Consider the following 18,512-nt stretch of genomic DNA (forward strand, 5'->3'; position numbering starts at 1 on the left):
TGACCATAGAAATCCACAGTCATGATCTAAATCGATAATCGTCAAATTAATCAGTAATTATTTGAAAACAGAAATCCATTTTCAAATCGACGGATCTTCAAATTGAATTAAACCAACCGCTTCACTTTGGTATCGTCGGTTATCTTAAAACCGTCAAGACCTGTAAGCAGGTTAAGCCCGGGTGTTTTGCCGGCCTCAATAGTGCCCTTGGTATTATCGATCCCTAAAAACGCTGCACCATTGATAGTGGCCCATTGTAAAAGCAACTCCAGGCTCAGAGAAGGAAAATTTTGCTGTAGCGTGCGCATTTCGCTCAGGATGCAAAGCTTAGTATTTGATGCAAGGCTATCAGTACCCAAAGTAATGTTAAGGTCTTGATTGACAAATAGCTCCACCTTCGGCAGGCGTTTTTCTATATACAGGTTGGCGTTAGGACAAAAGCACCAGTTTATCCTGCGATCGAAACGTTTTATAAAGTAAATATCTTTAAGATTGGTACAGGTATTATGCACCATCAGAATATTCTGCTTATTGGTAAGCAGGGGTATTACGCTTTGCAACGAGTTGCGTGCCTGGGGCTTAAAGAAATCTATATTAATGTTCAGGTGCTTGTAAAGATCTATAAAGCCCCCTAATTTGTAGCGATAAAATTTATTCTCGTCCTCGCACTCCTGGTTATGAATACTTAAAAGATTCTCGTTCGCATCACTATACCTTTTAATCAGCTTAAACAGCTCTTTTGATACCGTATATGGCGCATGTGCTGTAACCGATGACGGGTGTGGTTTAAACTTTTCTGCCGTTTCAAGCGCGCTATTAAAAACCTGTTCGGCCCTTTCCGGTATAAAGCCCAGTATCTCAACAAAAGTATGGTAATACATTTTGCTGGCGGCCTTCATCTCTACCGTATCTGCAGTGTTTGAAATATCTCCAACTGCAACTATGCCATTATCATACATTTCCTGGTCGGCAGCTTTGGCGCCGTCAGCAATGGCTTGTGGGTCGGCAGCTCTGGTTGCTAATATTTCCTTTATAAAGGAGATAAGCCCATTGCCGGGAGCAATTTTATCTTTGAGGTGCGAAAGTTCAGTGTGGCAGTGTGTGTTAATGAAACCAGGTACGATAACCCCGCTAAGTGTTTCAAAAGGAACATTGGGGTCTGCAGTTTCTTCGTTGTTAACTGAGATGACTTTCCCATAATCATCCACAGTAACAACCCCATTCTTTATCGGATCGGCACTTACGGGGAAAACGTAATCGGCTTTAAAAGTTTTCATTAATATAACTTGGCATCAGCAATGTCTCTATAAAACCATTTTTTTAAGAATTACAATTAACTTTAAGTTATTGTTTTTAATCCTGAAAAAGAATGACTTTAAATTAAGAACAGATTTTTTAAAAATAAGTACTTTTGTAACGTGAGTGATAAAAAAGATAAAATAGACATCCGCAGCTTAACGCTTGAGGCTCTGCAACAACACTTTATAAACATGGATGAGAAGCCCTTTAGGGCCAAACAAGTTTATGAATGGTTGTGGAAGAAGTCGTGCTTATCGTTTGATCACATGAGCAACATTTCAAAAGAACTTCGCGCTAAACTGGATGAAAAATTTGTAATAAACAAGGTTGGAATAAACTCTTCGCAGATTAGTGCTGATAAAACTATAAAAAATTCCTTTATATTACATGATGCTCACTTAATTGAAGGTGTTTTAATTCCGACACCTGAACGGATGACAGCCTGCGTATCGTCACAAGTGGGCTGCAGCCTTACCTGCAAATTTTGTGCAACCGGCTATATGGAGCGCAAACGCAATCTTAACCCCGACGAAATTTACGACCAGGTTGTGCTTATCGATAAGCAGGCCCGCGAAAATTATGGCATCCCCCTTTCAAACATAGTATACATGGGTATGGGTGAGCCTTTGCTTAACTATGCTAATGTTTTAAAATCAATTGAGCGCATCACTGCTGAAGATGGTTTAAATATGGCAGCTAAGCGCATCACTGTTTCTACCGCAGGCATTGCCAAAATGATACGCAAGCTGGGTGATGACAAAGTAAAATTTAACCTGGCCCTCTCACTGCATGCCGCTAACGACGAAAAACGTAATACCATAATGCCTATTAATGAGCAAAACTCGTTAAAGGCACTGGCCGATGCACTTAAATATTATTTCGCCAAAACTAAAAACGCGGTAACCTACGAATACATTGTTTTTGATGGCTTTAATGATACCCTTAAAGACGCCGAAGAACTGGCGCGTTTTTGCAAGCACCTGCCGTGCAAGGTTAACATCATCGAATATAATCCTATCTCATTCGCCAACTTTATTAATGCAGGAGAAGACCGCATTGAAGCATTTGCAGAATATTTACGCAAACAAGGTATAACAACCAACATTCGCCGAAGTCGCGGCAAAGACATTGATGCAGCTTGCGGACAGTTGGCAATAAACGAGAAGGAAAAAGATAAGGAAGCGGTAACCCCCTAACCCCTGAAGGGAGAATAGAATATACTCGTGTGTCATTGCAAGCGAAAGCGTTGCAACCTCTTCGCATTTATTTGCCGGCGAGGAGATTGCCACATCACTATCGTTCCTTGCAGTTGACATGTTTTGTTAAAAAGCAATTTAATTTCCCTAACTTAAGACATGCAATTGCTTAATACCTACTTGTCCGATTTTGTTTCGCTGATATTCCCGCAGCTTTGTGCTGCTTGCAACGCAAGTTTGGTAAACGGCGAGGATGTGATTTGTACCGATTGCCGCTACAACCTGCCGTTAACTAATTTTCACCAACAGCCTGATAACATTGTAGCCCAACAATTTTGGGGCAAGCTAAACATAGAAGCGGCATACGCACTGTATTATTTTAACAAAGGCGGTAAGGTGCAGAACCTTGTTCATCAATTAAAGTATGAGGGGATGCACAGAATAGGTAACGTGTTAGGCGACATTGCCGGCAGGCAGCTTAAGCAAAATCCAATATTTGCTGATGTAGATTACGTAGTACCCGTGCCATTGCATAAAAAACGCTTAAAAGAACGGGGCTACAATCAAAGTGAGCACTTTGCAGAAGGCATCAGTACTGCTTTAGGCTGTAAATGCGAAACAGATAATCTTGTTAGGACGGTGCAAACCAAAACGCAAACCCATAAATCGCGCTTTGCCAGGTTCGAGAACATGAAGGATGTTTTTAGTATAGTTTCTTCTGACCGGCTTGTGGGCAAGCACATCTTACTGGTTGATGATATTGTAACTACCGGCTCTACCCTTGAGGCATGCGGTATCGAACTACTTAAAGTGCCCGGGCTTAAATTAAGTATAGCAACTATCGCTTACGCGGAGTAAGGGGTTAATTAGTTGGCGATTGGTTGATTGGAGATCAGTTAATAAACTCCATGTCATTGCGATCCGCCGGTTGGCGGAGAAGCAATCTTAGAGGACAAGCAAACTGAATGAGCCTACGAGATTGCCACGTCGCTGTCGCTCCTCGCAATGACATAGCTTTTTTCACTCCGCGCAATGAGGGCAAGCGCAGAGTAGCCTAATCTCTAACCACAAATCTCTTATCCTAAAAACTTACTGTTTCTGATACCTGCTTAGTTTCTCGTGCAGGCTTGCAGGGTCAAATGGCTTAAGGATGTAATCGTTCATGCCGGCGCTTTCTATCTCACCCATTTGGTTGCTAAGCATTGAAGCTGTAAGGGCAATTATCGGCAGATTTTGAAAATAAGGTTCGTCTTTTTTACGGATCAATCCGGTAGCTTCAAGGCCACCCATCACAGGCATGTGAATATCCATTAATACAACATCAAAATTTCTGCGTTGCTCCAGCTTATCAATTGCTTCCTGGCCATTCTCGGCGAAATCGGCAGTGGCGCCCCACTTTTTAAGCACCTTATTGATAAGCAAACGGTTGATCTGGTTATCATCAACCACTAAAACATTCACATTTAAATTTGTATTCACCTTATCTATCTTGTTATTCTTATGGTCAACAACCTTATCAAAGGTAATTGTAAACCAGAAGGTTGAACCCTCATCCACCGCGCTGTCAACATTAATGCGCGAATCGTGAAGCTCTATTAAACGCTTGCTTATTGCTAATCCCAGGCCTGTGCCACCATACTTGCGGGTGGTATCCATTTCGGCCTGCTTAAACGACTCAAATATAGTACTTTGCTTATCTTTTGCGATACCTATGCCGGTGTCAGCAACAGCAAACCTGATGCGTACGGTATTGCTGTTTTGTTCTATTACTTTCAGATCAATACTTACACCGCCACGGCTGGTAAATTTAACAGAATTACCTACCAAATTCAATAATATTTGAACAAGGCGGGCCCGGTCGCCAATGATCATGTCGGGTACGGTATTTTCAATATTGCTGGTTAGCGTTATGCCTTTTTCCTGGGCCTTGTAGCGCATAGACGCAATAATGCTTTGCAGCATCTCGCGCAAGTCTACACTTGCCCTTTCCAACTCTATATTGCCGGTTTCAATTTTGGTGAAATCAAGCACATCGTTAATTAAGGTCATCAGATTCTCTGCAGAAAATCTGAGCACTTCTAAATTTTCCTTCTGCGATTCGGAGGATTTGTCTTCTACCAACAAGTGCGACATGCCTATCACTGCATTTAGCGGGGTGCGAATTTCATGGCTCATTACACCCATAAAAATGTCCTTAGCCCGGCTCAGTTGCAATGCCTCTTCCTTAGCAGCGATCAGTTCTAACTCGGCTTTCTTTTTGGCGGTAATATCAATTATCGATTCGATGTAGCGTTCAACTTTCCCCTCCTCATCGGTCACAACGGAATTAATAACAGTTATCCAAAGTGGTTCGCCATCCTTACGGTAGATTAGCAGGTCAACATCAAAAGATTGCTTTTGGGCAGACAGCTCGCGCGCTTTTTCGATGATCGATACATCAGTCAATTCGCCCTTTAAAGAATCGCCCAGGTGTTTTCCTTGTACGTCGGCAAGGGTGTAGCCTGTTATTTTTTCAAATGCACTGTTTACCCATTCTACCTGGCCATCGGCATCGTTAATAACAACACCGCTATTAGTTTTGCTGGCCACCAGCGATAGCATTTTTAGCTGCTCATCTTTCTTTTTGCGTTCGGTGATATCCACCATTACACCTATCTGCCGCTCTACATTCCCCTCATCATTAAACAGCATGCTATTAGAGATATATACCCATGCGGTGGCGCCATCTTTGCGGTATATCTTTATTTCGATCTCGTACGAACGTTTGGCCTTAACTGCTTCAACTGCGCTTTGGAAAACTTCGAGGTTGGTCTCTTCACCTATCAACAGCGTGCCTACGGTATGGTCTTTAAGATCGGCAAGGCTGTAACCGATAATCCCTTCCATAGCCTCGTTCATCCAGATGATACGCCCCTCGGCATCGCGTATAAATATACCACTTGGCGATTTGCGGGCCGCAAAGGATAAAATCTGCACATTCTGCTCAGCCTGCTTGCGCTTGGTTATATCGGTTATAACCCGGATGTATTTTTCTACAGAGCCATCTTCTGCATAAACCGGCGAGTTGTTTACCAGTATCCATAGCGGACCGCCAAGCTTACTTTGCATGGATAACTCAACCTCGTAAGGTTGGCTTGTCGCCCGAGCTTCCAATAGCTGGCGTTCGCTTTCGGCATCAACAGGTTTACCCTGTACTACTTCGCCTAAAAACTTCCCTTTTAAATCATCAAAATTGTAACCGGTGATATTTTCAAAGGCTTCGTTTATCCAAACCACTTTGTCATCAGCATTGCTGATGACCACCCCATTTTTGATCTTACTGGCAACTAACGATTGCTGGCGGGTTTCTTCTACCAGTTTCTGCTGATAGGTGATATCCCTGCCACTACCATACCATTTACCGGCTTTGTAAACGGCTGTCCAGCTTATTTGCCGTATCTCGCCGCTTTGCGTGTTTGTTCGTGTTTCAAGCTCAAAAGATTTTTGTGAGCTGATGGCTTCCTCTATCAGATACCTATATTTTTCACGGTCTTCTCCTACCACAAAATCCCATAGCGACCTGCCCGTGGTTTGCTGCGGCGTGTAACCTAAAATCTCAGTAACGGCATCATTTATATATTCTATTGCAGAGGTGCTGCCAGCGATCAAATGGATGTCTGCCGAGCTATTGAACAGCGTTGAGTATTGCCGGTGCATATCAAGGCTTTGCTCAAGCTCTCTTTTTTGCTTTCGTAAGATCAGATGCGACATAACCTCACTTGCCAGCGTTAACATAGCATCGCGCTGTTCAGCGGTAAGGTGTTTGGGCTTTTGGTCAAAAACGCAGAGCGTACCAATGCGGTAACCATCCGGATCTATCAATGGGGCACTGGCATAAAAGCGAATGGCGAAAGCGCCTTTTACCTGTTCGGTTTCACAAAATAATTCGTTTTGGGTAGCATCCGGCACTTCAACCAGATCATCACTAAGGATAGTATGCCTGCAAAAGGCATCCTGCAGTGGAACGGAATCTATATCGTAGCCAACCTTTGATTTAAACCATTGCCTTTTATCATCTATGAAAGTGATAAAGGCCAATGGCGCCTGGCATATAAAGGATGCCAGGCGGGTAATGGCATCAAATTCTTTTTCGGGCAGCGTATCTAAAACATCGTAAGAATTTAGGGCGGCTAAACGCCGGTCTTCAATTTCTGTAGGATGCTGTAAATCCGTTTTGCTCATTATTTAGGTTAGTCCTCCCGGTACAACGGGAAATCTTCCATCAATTTATGAACCTTTTTACGGATTTTCTTTATAGATGTTTCATTTTCAGGGTCAACAATTACAGCATCTATCAGCTCAACAATTGTTTCCATGTGTTTTTCTTTTAATCCACGGGTTGTAATGGCAGCTGTACCCAAACGGATACCTGATGTTACAAACGGCGATTTATCATCAAATGGCACCATGTTTTTGTTAGCCGTGATATCTGCACTCACCAAAGCCTTTTCTGCAGCTTTACCTGTAATGTTTTTGTTGCGCAGGTCTATCAGCATCAGGTGGTTATCGGTACCGCCTGATATGATCTCGTAACCACGGGCAACTAAAGCCTTTGCCATTGCTGCACCGTTAAGTTTAACCTGCGTAATGTATTTCATGTAGCTATCAGACAAAGCCTCGCCAAAGGCAACTGCCTTAGCAGCGATAATGTGCTCTAACGGGCCACCCTGCGTACCAGGGAATACAGCCATATCCAGCAAAGACGACATCATTTTTACTTCGCCTTTTGGTGTTTTTAGGCCCCATGGGTTTTCAAAATCCTTACCCATCATTATTAAGCCACCACGAGGGCCGCGTAAGGTTTTGTGGGTTGTTGTAGTTACAATATGGCAATGCGGTAGCGGATCTGTAAGCAAACCGCGGGCAATTAAACCTGCCGGGTGCGAAATATCTGCCAGTACCAAAGCGCCAACTTTATCTGCAACGCTGCGGATAAAAGCATAATCCCAATCGCGTGAGTATGCTGATGCACCACAGATGATCAGTTTTGGTTTTTGCTCTAAAGCAACACGCTCTAATTGTTCGTAATCAATTAAGCCTGTTTCTTTTACCACACCATAAAAATGCGGTTCGTATAATTTACCTGAAAAGTTTACCGATGAACCGTGGGTTAGGTGACCACCGTGTGAAAGATCAAAACCTAATATTTTATCGCCGGCATTAAGCACCGCAAGCATTACCGCAGCGTTAGCCTGTGCACCAGAGTGTGGCTGCACGTTAACCCACTCTGCATTAAAAAGTTGCTTAGCACGCTCAATGGCAATCGTCTCTATCTCATCAACTACCTCGCAACCACCGTAATAGCGTTTGCCCGGCAAACCTTCGGCGTATTTGTTGGTAGCCACAGAACCTGCCGCTTCCATTACCTGGCGACTAACAAAGTTCTCTGATGCGATAAGCTCAATGCCTTCTTCCTGGCGCTGCTGCTCTTCTTCTAATAGCTTGAATATTAATTTGTCTCTTTTCATTATTGTGTTTTAAAAACGCGGCTAAGTTAGAGATTTGATGTGAGATTTGAGATATGAGATTTGAGATTGACTACTTGATTTGTAGAGTTTGCCGATAGTTTAAAAAACCTGTCATTCTGAGAGACAGCGAAGAATCTTTCAGAATAAAGAGAACGCTGAAAGATGCTTCGTACCTCAGCATGACAAATTTAATTCATGACAATCGTGCTGATGACTTTTGACTTTCTACTTTTAACCTTCTACTTCGCCCTTCGGTTCAATCCAAAAATTATTAAAGCCCAGGCCAATGGTAATCTCTATGGCTTCCTGCTGCAACATTTCAAGCACGGCTAAAAAATTGTAGATAAAATGCACCTTATTTTCGCTGTTACCCGCAATGTGTTTAAAGTCCATTTTTTTGTTGATGCTGAGCAGGTGTTTGATGGCTTCCTTTTGCTTTTCTATGGTGTAAGGATATTGCACAACGGTATGGTGCACTTCCTGGCTGCGGGAGTTATAGTTACGCATCAGGCGGTTATAAACCACCATCAGTTTATACAGGTTCAGTTCTGATAGTTCTTCGCCTGGCACGGTAACCTTTTCAACCTGCTCCAGATCGGCTTTGATGTTGCCGCGTTTCTCCTGTTTAAAACGCTCGTCTTCAAAAGGCCGCAGCTCATCGCATAAAACCTTAAACTTTTTGTATTCGATGAGTTTTCGGATCAACCCCTCTTTGGTGTCCATCTCGTTTTCTTCTTCACCGGTGTTGTGGCGAGGCAAAAGCATTTTGGCTTTTATGCGCATCAGGGTAGCGGCAACAAAGATAAACTCGCTCGCCAGCTCCATGTTCAATACCGTCATCTGGTGGATGTAATTCAGAAAATCGTCGGTAATGCGGGCAATGGGGATGTCATGAATGTCCAGTTCATCGCGTTCAATAAAAAACAGCAGCAGGTCAAAAGGGCCTTCAAACTGCGGCAATTTTATAGCAAACGCATCATCGGTCATTTGTCAAAAATACAGCTATTTAGCTATAAAAAAATATAAATCGCATTAAGCAAAACAATATTTACCTTTAATATATTCCAATTAAATTACCTTACTTTGTAAGTTATATTACAGTCACTAAAAATTAAATGCAGGTACCCGCCGGTGAACTTTTAAGTCAAATAAACTTTCCTACTGATCTTAAGCAACTAAAAGAAGACCAGCTTGAACAAGTTTGTAACGAACTGCGCCAATATATTATTGACGTTGTATCCGTTAATGGTGGCCACTTTGCTGCCAGCTTAGGAACTGTGGAACTCACAGTAGCACTACAATACGTTTTAAATACTCCGTACGATCAATTAGTTTGGGATGTAGGCCACCAGGCTTATGGCCATAAGATATTAACTGGCCGCAGAGATAACTTTCATACCAACCGCATTTACGGCGGCATAAGCGGTTTCCCTAAACGCAGCGAAAGCGCATTTGATACTTTTGGCGTAGGCCACTCTTCAACATCTATCTCTGCTGCTTTGGGTATGGCTGTTGCTTCACAATATAAAGGCGAAACAGACAGGCAGCACGTTGCCGTAATTGGCGATGGTGCCATGACTGCAGGTATGGCCTTTGAGGCACTAAACCATGCCGGCATCGAAAACTCGAACATCCTGGTGATCCTTAACGACAACAACATGTCGATAGACCCTAATGTGGGTGCATTAAAGGAATACCTTACTGATATTACCACATCAAAGCCTTACAACCGTTTCCGCGATGATATCGCTACGGTATTGGCTAAGATCTCATCAATGGGGCCTGATGCCTTCAAGATCGCAAAGAAGATCGAGAAGAGCATTAAAGGCACTTTACTTAAACGCAGCAACTTTTTTGAGGCGCTTAAATTCCGCTATTTTGGCCCGGTTGACGGCCATGATGTAACCCATCTGGTAAAATTACTGCGTGATCTGCGCGATATACCCGGCCCTAAGCTACTGCATTGCATTACCACAAAAGGTAAAGGCTATGCGCTGGCCGAAAAAGACCAGACCAAATGGCATGCTCCCGGCTTGTTTGACAAGATTACCGGCGAGATAAAAAAGACCAAATACGATAAGCCGCAACCGCCTAAATACCAGGATGTGTTTGGGCATACCATTATAGAACTGGCCGAGGCTAACCCTAAAATTATGGGTATTACGCCGGCCATGCCATCAGGCTGTTCATTAAACCTGATGATGAAAGCCATGCCTAACCGTGCGTTTGACGTAGGCATTGCCGAGCAGCACGCCGTTACTTTTAGTGCGGGTTTGGCTACACAGGGTTTAATTCCGTTCTGTAACATATACTCCAGCTTTATGCAAAGGGCTTACGACCAGGTGATACACGATGTGGCCATTCAAAAGCTTAACGTGGTAATGTGCCTTGACCGTGCCGGTTTTGCCGGTGCAGATGGTGCTACCCACCATGGTGCTTATGACCTGGCTTATATGCGTTGTATCCCTAACCTAACCATATCGGCACCGATGAACGAGGAGGAACTGCGTAACCTGATGTTCACTGCCCAGCAAGATGATGTGGGCCCTTTTGTGATACGCTACCCACGTGGTAATGGCGTTATGGTAGATTGGCAGCGCCCAATGAAAGCCATACCAGTAGGCAAAGGCCGCAAAATTTGCGATGGCGAAGAAGTAGCAATACTAAGCATCGGCGCCATCGGTAACGAAGCGGTAAAAGCCACTGAGCAGTTACACATGGACGGGTACTTCCCGGCGCACTATGACTTGCGATTTGTGAAACCGCTTGATGAGGCTTTACTGCACGAGGTATTCCAGAAATATCCTTACGTGATAACTGTTGAAGACGGCTGCCTTGAAGGTGGTATGGGATCTGCAGTGTTAGAATTTATGGCCGATAATAATTACAAATCGCAAATAGTACGTTTAGGTATACCTGATGAATTTATAGAACATGGTGAACAACCGGAGCTATGGGCCGAGTGCGGATACGACGCGGTAGCAATAGCCGCCCGCGTTAAAAAGCACGGTATCAAACGAGAAACACACCAGACAATAGCTTCATAAGACAAGAAGAGCGATGAATATTCATCGCTCTTCTTGTTTACTGCCTTTTATCTTCATTGTCATTTCGAACGAGTGACAGCGAGGAGAAATCTTCTGCGCTGTAAGTATCGACCGTAGAGGATTTCTTTAACTGGTCTAAGTTTTCAACTTAGACCCAGAATACGTTAAGCTTTCAGCTTAACACTCAAGGAGGATCCTTGAGTCATTTTAGGTCGAAGTTAAAAACTTCGACCAGTGAGGGGATAAACGTAAACAAGAAGAGCGATGATTCTCATCGCTCTTCTTGTTTACTGCCTTTTATCTTCATTGTCATTTCGAACGGGCGACAGCGAGGAGAAATCTTCTGCGCTGTAAGTATTGCCCGTAGAAGATTTCTCTCTATCGTCCGAAATGACAAAGGTAATATATCATTAATTCCTTGCCGGCTGCGCTGTTGGCAGCTCTTTGCGCGGGATCATATCTTTACGTTCTGATGTGTTGTAAACAAACGATGCTACGATGGTAGCGGCTTGCTTCAGGTCATCTTCGCTAAGGCGATCGTAGGTATCCTGGTTGCTGTGGTGGGTACGGGTACCATAATCCATGGCATCCTGGATGAACTGGAAGCCCGGCAAACCAACAGCATCAAACGAAAGGTGATCGGTACCGCCAGTGTTCCCGATGGTAACTGTACCGGCGCCAAGGTCTTTAAACGGATTTAACCAGGTTTGGAAGATAGGGCCGGCAGCGCTATCTCCCTGCAGGTAAATACCACGGATCTTACCGGTACCATTATCTAAATTGTAATAGGCATCAAGTTTAGCTTGCTCCGGTTTTAATTCCATCGTTTTAGGGTCACCAAAATGAGAGGCTACATAACCGCGTGAACCAAACAAGCCCTGCTCTTCTGAACTCCATAAGGCGATGCGCAATGTGCGTTTCGGTTTAAAGCCAATTGCCTTTAAGATGCGCATAGCTTCCATCATCACCGCGCTGCCCGCAGCATTATCGGTAGCACCGGTAGCACCATGCCATGAATCCAGGTGACCACCTATCATTACCACCTGGTCTTTCAGTTTTTTATCGGTACCGGGTATTTCGGCAATTACGTTGTAACCTTGCAGGTCATCAGTAATAAATTGAGTTTTGATATCCGCTTCCATCTCCACCTTTTGCCCGGCTTTCACCAAACGCAAAATGCGCAGAAAATCCTCACCACTGGTCTCCAGTTCTGGAGCAACTGCTTTAGCAGTATCAGCATACGATGCACCGTTGGTTGTAAAGGTAGTACCATCCGTACCACGGCCTTGCGCCAGTATCAAACCAACTTTTTCATCAACCATAAACTTGCTCATAGCCGCACGCATAGCGATCATTTTTCTGCGGGCTGCCATTTGCGGACTATTAGGATCAAATGCACGGCGCTCACCGCGGGCTTGTGGTTTCGCGGCAGCCATCTCAGCCAGCTGGGCATCAGTGTAGCGCTCCAAATCAGGTTTATCAGAGCGTTTTAAGGTATTCTTGGTATCAAATATCACGATCTTGCCGGCCAGCTTGCCTTTGTATTTATCAAGGTCGGCAACAGAGTCAGCCTTTACCAGAACAACTTCGCTCTTGATAGGGCCGTTTGTGCCGGGTGTCCATGCTTTAGGGATAGCAATGATAGCATGGTAGTAGGGAACTGTTATAGCTGCGTAGTTTTTTTGCACTGCCCAGCCTTTACCAAATTTACCCCACGGCTCTAACTTGGCATTACTTAATCCCCATGATTTTAATTGGTTAACGGCCCATGCCTGCGCGCGTTTTAAACCCGGTGAATTTGCCAAACGAGGGCCGGATACATCCGTAAGGTAAAAAGCGGTCTCCATTACCTTGGAGTGGTTAAGCCCCTCCTCGCGGATCTTGGTAACGGCGGCCTGGTCAACCGTTTCCTGTGCTAATGCCGTACCCGTTAGGCCGGTTAATGCCAAAGCAGTGTAAAGTAGTTTTAATTTCATAATGAGTCAGTTAAAGTTTAAGTAACAAACTTATCTATTTGGCTTCGTAAAATGTGCAAGCCAGGTTTAACAAAGTTGTTACAACTGTAGCCCTTAAACCGACGAGGGGGATAACCGCTAAAGCAGTTATCCCCTTCCATAATTGTTAATACAACTAATTATTTAATGTCGCTTTCAACTTTTCTTACGGTGCTTCTGCCTGGCAGATAGATCTGGAAACCGAATGATAAGTTAAGGTTGCTTTGGTAAGTTTGGTTACCGAAACCTACTAAGCCGTTATACTTAAGCAAAGTTTCTAAACCAATGCTTGGGGTGATGAAATATGCGAAACCAGGACCAACGCCTAAGTTTAAGCCATTTGTTTTACCACCGCCATCGCTAACGTTAGTACCACCTAAACCTACAGTGCCTTCTGCAAAGAAACGACCATGGCGCAATACCTCAGTATCTTTACCTGCGTAGTAACGGCCTAAAGCACCAACGCCGTAAGTAGTTGTGGTTGGGGTATTTTTAGCAGTTTGGATACCCAAATTTACGTAACCACCCAACGCAACGTTATCCTGAATGAACCAAGCTGCCTTTGGGGTAATTTCAAAACTGAAAACTTTTGGGTCATCTAAACCTAAATTGATGTTTGACAGGTTACCACCCATCAAAACGTTTCCTTTTTGAATCTGTGCTGAAGCAGACATGCCGAACGCAACAGCTAAAACTAATAGTAGAGTAATCTTTTTCATATGATTGTTGTTTAGGTGGTGCAGGCAATAGGCATGCCACAGGTTTGTTACAACTGTTAAAATCACAATAAAAGCTTTCTCTCTAAGAGATTATCTTGCGAGATAATTTTGTAACTTACAGTATAACAGTTACATATATATAACTGAAAGGAGTATAAATATTTTGAGAATATTTTAGATGACTCTACTGTTAAATCAATAAATTTAAGAAATTACGATGTTTAATACATTAATCTTTGCGATATAAACTTGATATGCTACTAAAAGCCGTACCCATATTAGCATCGCTTGATGAAGCAGAGAGCATAAAATTTTACACAGAAAAACTTGGCTTTACATTTCATTCCGCTTGGGACGGTTACCTGATATTCAGCAGGGACGGTATATCTATTCACCTATGGCCTTGTGACGATCCCAAGATACCGAAAGCAACAGGCTGCTACGTTAACGTCACAGAGGTTGATAAGCTATATCAGGAGTTAAAACCGAAGAACATCATCCATCCAAACGGCGACCTGCAAGATATGCCCTGGGGCATGCGTCAATTCAGCATTCTTGATAACAGCGGAAATATCATTCACTTTGGCGAAGATATACAGGGAGACGACGAAGATTAATTGATAAGCAGCTTATACCCACGGCCATGTACGTTGATGATCTCTACCGATGGATCATCTTTTAAATACTTGCGGATCTTACTTAAAAAAACATCCATACTGCGCCCATTGAAGTAATTATCATCATGCCATATATTTAGCAACGCTTCCTCGCGGGTAAGCACTTCGTTACGTTTAAGACACAGCAGGCGCAACAATTCCGCTTCTTTGGTTGAAAGCTTTTGGATAGCATCACCACGGGTTATCAATTGCGACGTATAATCAAAATTGTAGCTACCGAGTTTAAACTGGCTTGGCATATCATCCGCACCTTTCTTCTCAGCATTTTCCGCACGTTTAAGCAATGCATTTATGCGTAGCAGCAATTCTTCTATCCGGAAAGGTTTGGTGATGTAATCGTCTCCGCCAAGGTTAAATGCCTGTGTTTTATCCTCTATCATGGCTTTGGCGGTAGCAAATATTACAGGCACATGGGCGTTTACCTTGCGAATGTCTTTACCAAGGGTAAATCCATCCTTCTTGGGCATCATCACGTCAAGAATAACCAGGTCAAAAGGTTGTTTGGTAAAAGCCTTCAGGCCTTCTTCGCCATCTTTACACAGGATAACATCAAACTTACCTTTTAGCTGCAGGTAGTCTTGTAATAACAGACCAAGATTCGGATCGTCCTCAACAAGTAATATTTTCTTCATGGTTATTTTTAGTCGGTAAGACAGTAAGACTGAAAGTCCGTAAGATGGATATTGCTAATCACTTCCCAGACTTATCGGACTTGCGGACTCCGCGCTTGTTACACTGCAGCAAATTTTAATTCAAACTCTGAGCCTTTTTCTTTCTCAGATCGTACACTGATCGCCCCTTCTAATCTCTTAACGATGGTGTTAACGTAGCTTAAGCCAAGGCCAAAGCCCTTAACATCGTGCAGGTTGCCGGTTGGTATGCGGTAAAACTGTTCAAATATTTTTGATTGCTGGTCGCGGCTCATGCCTATGCCTTTATCAGCCACTTTAATTACCAGTTCGTTGTTCTTGTTATAAGTGCTTATGGTTATCTCCGGCACATCTTTACTGTACTTAACGGCATTATCTATCAAATTATAAAGCACGTTGCTCAGGTGCAATTCATCAGCCATAATAACCGGGTTCTCCGCATCAAGGTTAAGTTTGGTAATGGCCTCATGCTTTTGCAGTTTGAGGGCCATGCTATCCAATACCACCGAGATCATATCGTTAACATCAACCGGCTTCTTATCCAGTTTAAAGTCGTTCTTCTCTATCCGGGCAATATTTAATACCCTCTCGATATGGCTGCCAAGGCGCAAATTTTCTTCGTAAATAACATTAGCCAGCCTCGATACCCGCGACTTATCCTGCGCAATTTCATCATCCTTAAGCGCCTCGCTGGCAATCATAATGGTTGATACAGGCGTCTTAAACTCGTGCGTCATGTTGTTGATGAAATCTATCTTCATCTCCGACACCTTTTTCTGCTTGATGATAGAGAATATCGTATAACCAAAACAGAATATCAGCACCATTAAAAGCCCGGCGGTAGTGCCCATGGTGGCTTTCATGTTACCTAATATCAATGAATCTTTTTGCGGAAAATAAACCCGCAGCTTGCCCGGGTCGGTAAGCAATTCGTTATTAAATATCGTTTTCTGGTAGGTGTTGGCAGGGATGAATTGTGGTTTTTCGCCACTCATATCCATAGCCTTAGAAAAGATCAAAGAATCCTTATTAGCCATGGCCACTTCATAGCTAAACGGCAGAAATATGCCCCGGTTATGCAATTCAAAACGCAATAGGGAGTCTATCCAAAAAACATTAAGGCGTTTGTACAACGGCTCGTCAGATTTGCGGTATTCTTCTGCTATGTTCTCGATAACGTTTGCGGTTTTACCTTTATTGGGCATGTTAGCCAACGAATCTGCCTCAAGCATTTTCCTTATCTGCGCTAACTGCCGTTCTTTTTGCAAACGTTGCTGTTCGCGCACCCATAAGGGGTTTAACTGTGGTGCAGCGATCAATTGCTTGCCAAATTGAGGATCTATGTAAGTAGCATACAGGGTATCATACTTATGCAGTTTCCGTTTCGCTGGTTTTGGGCCCTTTACAATCTCGGGGATAAAGCGGCCGTGCACGTCGCCAAACTCGTCAGTATATTCTTCTATCCGTATGCGCAGGTTTACAGATCCCTGCTGCATTAGCGCATTTATCTCATCATCCTGCTTTTTGTGCAGTATCATGCGGCGCAGGCTATCGCGCAGCATAGCCAGCTTACGTTGTCGTTTGCTTTGTTTTAAGCTTGTTACCGAATCCCTGGCAGATATTTTTTGCCCGTTGATGCTGATATCATTCTTTTTGTCGCTGATAGTAACTGCAAAAGTATGTTGCGTTTTGGCATTGATAAAGTTGATGGCATCCTGTTTTGATACCTTGTTCACAACGCTGTTCAGTGCCTCGTTAACCGACTGGTTAAACAACTCTGACTGCATTTGGTAAGACTGCCGCAGGAAATATAATTGCATAGCCACTACGCCCAATAGCGCAAACCCCATCAGCCCTATAATCAATGCTATGCTTTTCTTTTTCATGCAACAACAAAAATATCTGATTTTATGCCGCGTAAAATCCTTTTAACAAATTTTAACAAATGATTGCACTTTATTTAATAAGCTCATTTGCAACAGTTTTATAAATTTGCTACTCAAACCTGTAAGCACAACATGAAAAAGATAGTTAAGCCCGGCTTCGAGTTCATTTTCTCATTAAGCCTGATAGCCATATTAGGATTACCTCCGCTGGTGCTGGCACAAAACCAAAAAAGCATCGATATCAAGATTGCAAATGGAGATACCACCATCAATGGTAAAAACATAAAACAACTTTCATCAGCCGAGCGTAAGGACGCGCTTGCAGCAATGGCTGATGCACCCATACCTCCACCGCCGCCACCGGCGCCAGGCAATCAATCTACATTCCTTTTGAAAGAAAATAAGAATGGCAAGGATATTACCATCCAAAGGGATGTTACCGTTGAAACCAATGAACCGGTTGCAGCGAATGGTGAGAAAACTGAAAAACGGGTTCGCCTGAAAAGACTTAAAACAGATAGTGCGTTCACTTATCGTTTTGATAATGATCTGCCACCAATGGATGTTAAGATCAACACTTTCAGATCAAACGGCGCCGGGCACAAGCCCGTTACAATGAACGGCCGTAACAGCCAGTCGTTTGTTTATAGCTGCACCGATGGGGACGGTATTACTACTAATGTAAATTATAGTGTTAGTGATGCCCCTGCAGATAAGTTGAAAGCCTTAACATATACTGATAAAGCTAACTTAGAGATCTCAGAGCTTAATCTTAATTATGAGTTCAGCAGCGCAAATACCATTCTCTCGGTTAACTTACCTGCCGGGTTAAAAGAACTAAAGCTTACCTCAAGTAACGGCAACGTAGTTTGGGCCGATAAAACGTCAGCCACGAGCTTTAGTAAGAAGTTCGCATTGCCGGTAAATGGCGTTTATTATCTGCAAGTGAAGCAGGGGAACAGGATAGTGTTAAAGAAGATTGTAAAAGAATAGTTTGCAGGAAATCATAATTGCCGTTGACTAAAGTCGACAGCAATGAATAATAAAAAAGCCTTTCTGAAAATCCAGAAAGGCTTTTTTATTTCTTATCAAGCATGCAAACTGCAAACTAAAAACTGCAAACTCTTAGAATGGCAGATCGTCATCATCCGGTGCCGAGCTAATATCAGCCGGGGCAGCATACTCTGGCGAAGATGCGCTACCCGCACCGCCAAGCACATTAACTTTCCATAACTGTAAAGAATTAAAGTATGATTTTTTACCCGTCTTATCAGTCCAGGGGCGGCCTTTAAGGTTAAAAAACACTTCTATATCATCACCAACCTTAACATTGTCTAAAAGATTGCAACGGTCTTGTATTGCTTCAAACTTTAAATACTCAGGATATTGTGGGTTCTCGATATACTCGAGGATCAGTTCTCTCTTCTTTAACGACTCGGTAACCTGTTGGGTTGCCGATACTTCATGTACCTTGCCTTTAACTTCCATAATTTCAGAAAATGATTAAAATGTAAAGTTAATAACCTCAAATTAAATA

Annotated in this window: 14 protein-coding genes; 5 read left to right on the forward strand and 9 right to left on the reverse strand. The window is 43.2% G+C overall.

Features of this window, described 5'->3' with window-relative positions; all coding sequences use genetic code 11:
• Positions 1 to 107: 107 nt before the first annotated feature.
• Positions 108 to 1,277 (reverse strand): amidohydrolase family protein, encoded by a 1,170-nt coding sequence (locus INP83_RS01130; protein ID WP_146272258.1) that lies wholly within the window; start codon positions 1,275 to 1,277, stop codon positions 108 to 110.
• A 141-nt stretch (positions 1,278 to 1,418) separates the two neighbouring features.
• Between INP83_RS01130 and rlmN the strand changes: the two genes are divergently transcribed.
• Both rlmN and INP83_RS01140 read left to right on the forward strand, forming a co-directional pair.
• Complete coding sequence (gene rlmN / locus INP83_RS01135) at positions 1,419 to 2,495, forward strand: 23S rRNA (adenine(2503)-C(2))-methyltransferase RlmN (protein WP_219125985.1); 1,077 nt, start codon at positions 1,419 to 1,421, stop codon at positions 2,493 to 2,495.
• 159 nt (positions 2,496 to 2,654) lie between these two features.
• Positions 2,655 to 3,353 carry a ComF family protein gene (locus INP83_RS01140; RefSeq protein WP_219125986.1) on the forward strand — a complete coding sequence of 233 codons (699 nt, stop codon included), beginning with the start codon at positions 2,655 to 2,657 and terminating at the stop codon, positions 3,351 to 3,353.
• Between the two features lie 231 nt (positions 3,354 to 3,584).
• Here the strand turns inward: INP83_RS01140 and INP83_RS01145 are convergent, their stop codons facing one another.
• From INP83_RS01145 to INP83_RS01155, 3 genes are all read right to left on the reverse strand, one after another.
• The gene (locus INP83_RS01145) at positions 3,585 to 6,716 is read right to left on the reverse strand and encodes a PAS domain S-box protein (RefSeq protein ID WP_219125987.1); all 3,132 of its coding nucleotides are present in this window, start codon (positions 6,714 to 6,716) and stop codon (positions 3,585 to 3,587) included.
• Between the two features lie 8 nt (positions 6,717 to 6,724).
• Complete coding sequence (gene glyA / locus INP83_RS01150; protein ID WP_219125988.1) at positions 6,725 to 8,002, reverse strand: serine hydroxymethyltransferase; 1,278 nt, start codon at positions 8,000 to 8,002, stop codon at positions 6,725 to 6,727.
• A 231-nt stretch (positions 8,003 to 8,233) separates the two neighbouring features.
• Positions 8,234 to 8,989 (reverse strand): ScpA family protein, encoded by a 756-nt coding sequence (locus INP83_RS01155; protein WP_219125989.1) that lies wholly within the window; start codon positions 8,987 to 8,989, stop codon positions 8,234 to 8,236.
• A gap of 128 nt (positions 8,990 to 9,117) precedes the next feature.
• Between INP83_RS01155 and dxs the strand changes: the two genes are divergently transcribed.
• Positions 9,118 to 11,049, forward strand: a complete 1,932-nt coding sequence (dxs, locus tag INP83_RS01160; RefSeq protein WP_146273459.1) for a 1-deoxy-D-xylulose-5-phosphate synthase — start codon at positions 9,118 to 9,120, stop codon at positions 11,047 to 11,049.
• A gap of 410 nt (positions 11,050 to 11,459) precedes the next feature.
• On the opposite strand, the gene INP83_RS01165 is transcribed toward dxs, so the two are convergent.
• Together INP83_RS01165 and INP83_RS01170 are read right to left on the reverse strand one after the other, a co-directional pair.
• Positions 11,460 to 13,025: a M20/M25/M40 family metallo-hydrolase gene (locus INP83_RS01165; RefSeq protein WP_219125990.1), complete on the reverse strand. Its 1,566-nt coding sequence runs from the start codon at positions 13,023 to 13,025 to the stop codon at positions 11,460 to 11,462.
• A 158-nt stretch (positions 13,026 to 13,183) separates the two neighbouring features.
• Positions 13,184 to 13,762, reverse strand: coding sequence for an outer membrane beta-barrel protein (locus tag INP83_RS01170; RefSeq protein WP_146273457.1), 579 nt, complete (start codon positions 13,760 to 13,762; stop codon positions 13,184 to 13,186).
• A 254-nt stretch (positions 13,763 to 14,016) separates the two neighbouring features.
• Between INP83_RS01170 and INP83_RS01175 the strand changes: the two genes are divergently transcribed.
• On the forward strand, positions 14,017 to 14,379 hold the full coding sequence (locus tag INP83_RS01175; protein WP_219125991.1) for a VOC family protein: 363 nt from the start codon (positions 14,017 to 14,019) through the stop codon (positions 14,377 to 14,379).
• Here INP83_RS01175 and INP83_RS01180 read toward each other — a convergent pair.
• Positions 14,376 to 15,071: a response regulator transcription factor gene (locus tag INP83_RS01180; protein ID WP_219125992.1), complete on the reverse strand. Its 696-nt coding sequence runs from the start codon at positions 15,069 to 15,071 to the stop codon at positions 14,376 to 14,378. The genes INP83_RS01175 and INP83_RS01180 overlap by 4 nt on opposite strands.
• A 98-nt stretch (positions 15,072 to 15,169) precedes the next feature.
• Positions 15,170 to 16,975 (reverse strand): sensor histidine kinase KdpD, encoded by a 1,806-nt coding sequence (locus INP83_RS01185; protein ID WP_146273454.1) that lies wholly within the window; start codon positions 16,973 to 16,975, stop codon positions 15,170 to 15,172.
• 132 nt (positions 16,976 to 17,107) lie between these two features.
• Here INP83_RS01185 and INP83_RS01190 point away from each other — a divergent pair, with 132 nt between their 5' ends.
• The gene (locus INP83_RS01190; protein WP_219125993.1) at positions 17,108 to 17,968 is read left to right on the forward strand and encodes a T9SS type A sorting domain-containing protein; all 861 of its coding nucleotides are present in this window, start codon (positions 17,108 to 17,110) and stop codon (positions 17,966 to 17,968) included.
• A 132-nt stretch (positions 17,969 to 18,100) separates the two neighbouring features.
• Here the strand turns inward: INP83_RS01190 and INP83_RS01195 are convergent, their stop codons facing one another.
• Entirely contained in the window at positions 18,101 to 18,463 is a 363-nt protein-coding gene (locus INP83_RS01195) for a DUF3127 domain-containing protein (RefSeq protein ID WP_146273452.1), read from the reverse strand.
• Positions 18,464 to 18,512 lie beyond the last annotated feature (49 nt).

This window comes from Mucilaginibacter sp. 21P (assembly GCF_019331605.1).
Classification (GTDB): Bacteria; Bacteroidota; Bacteroidia; order Sphingobacteriales; family Sphingobacteriaceae; genus Mucilaginibacter; species Mucilaginibacter achroorhodeus.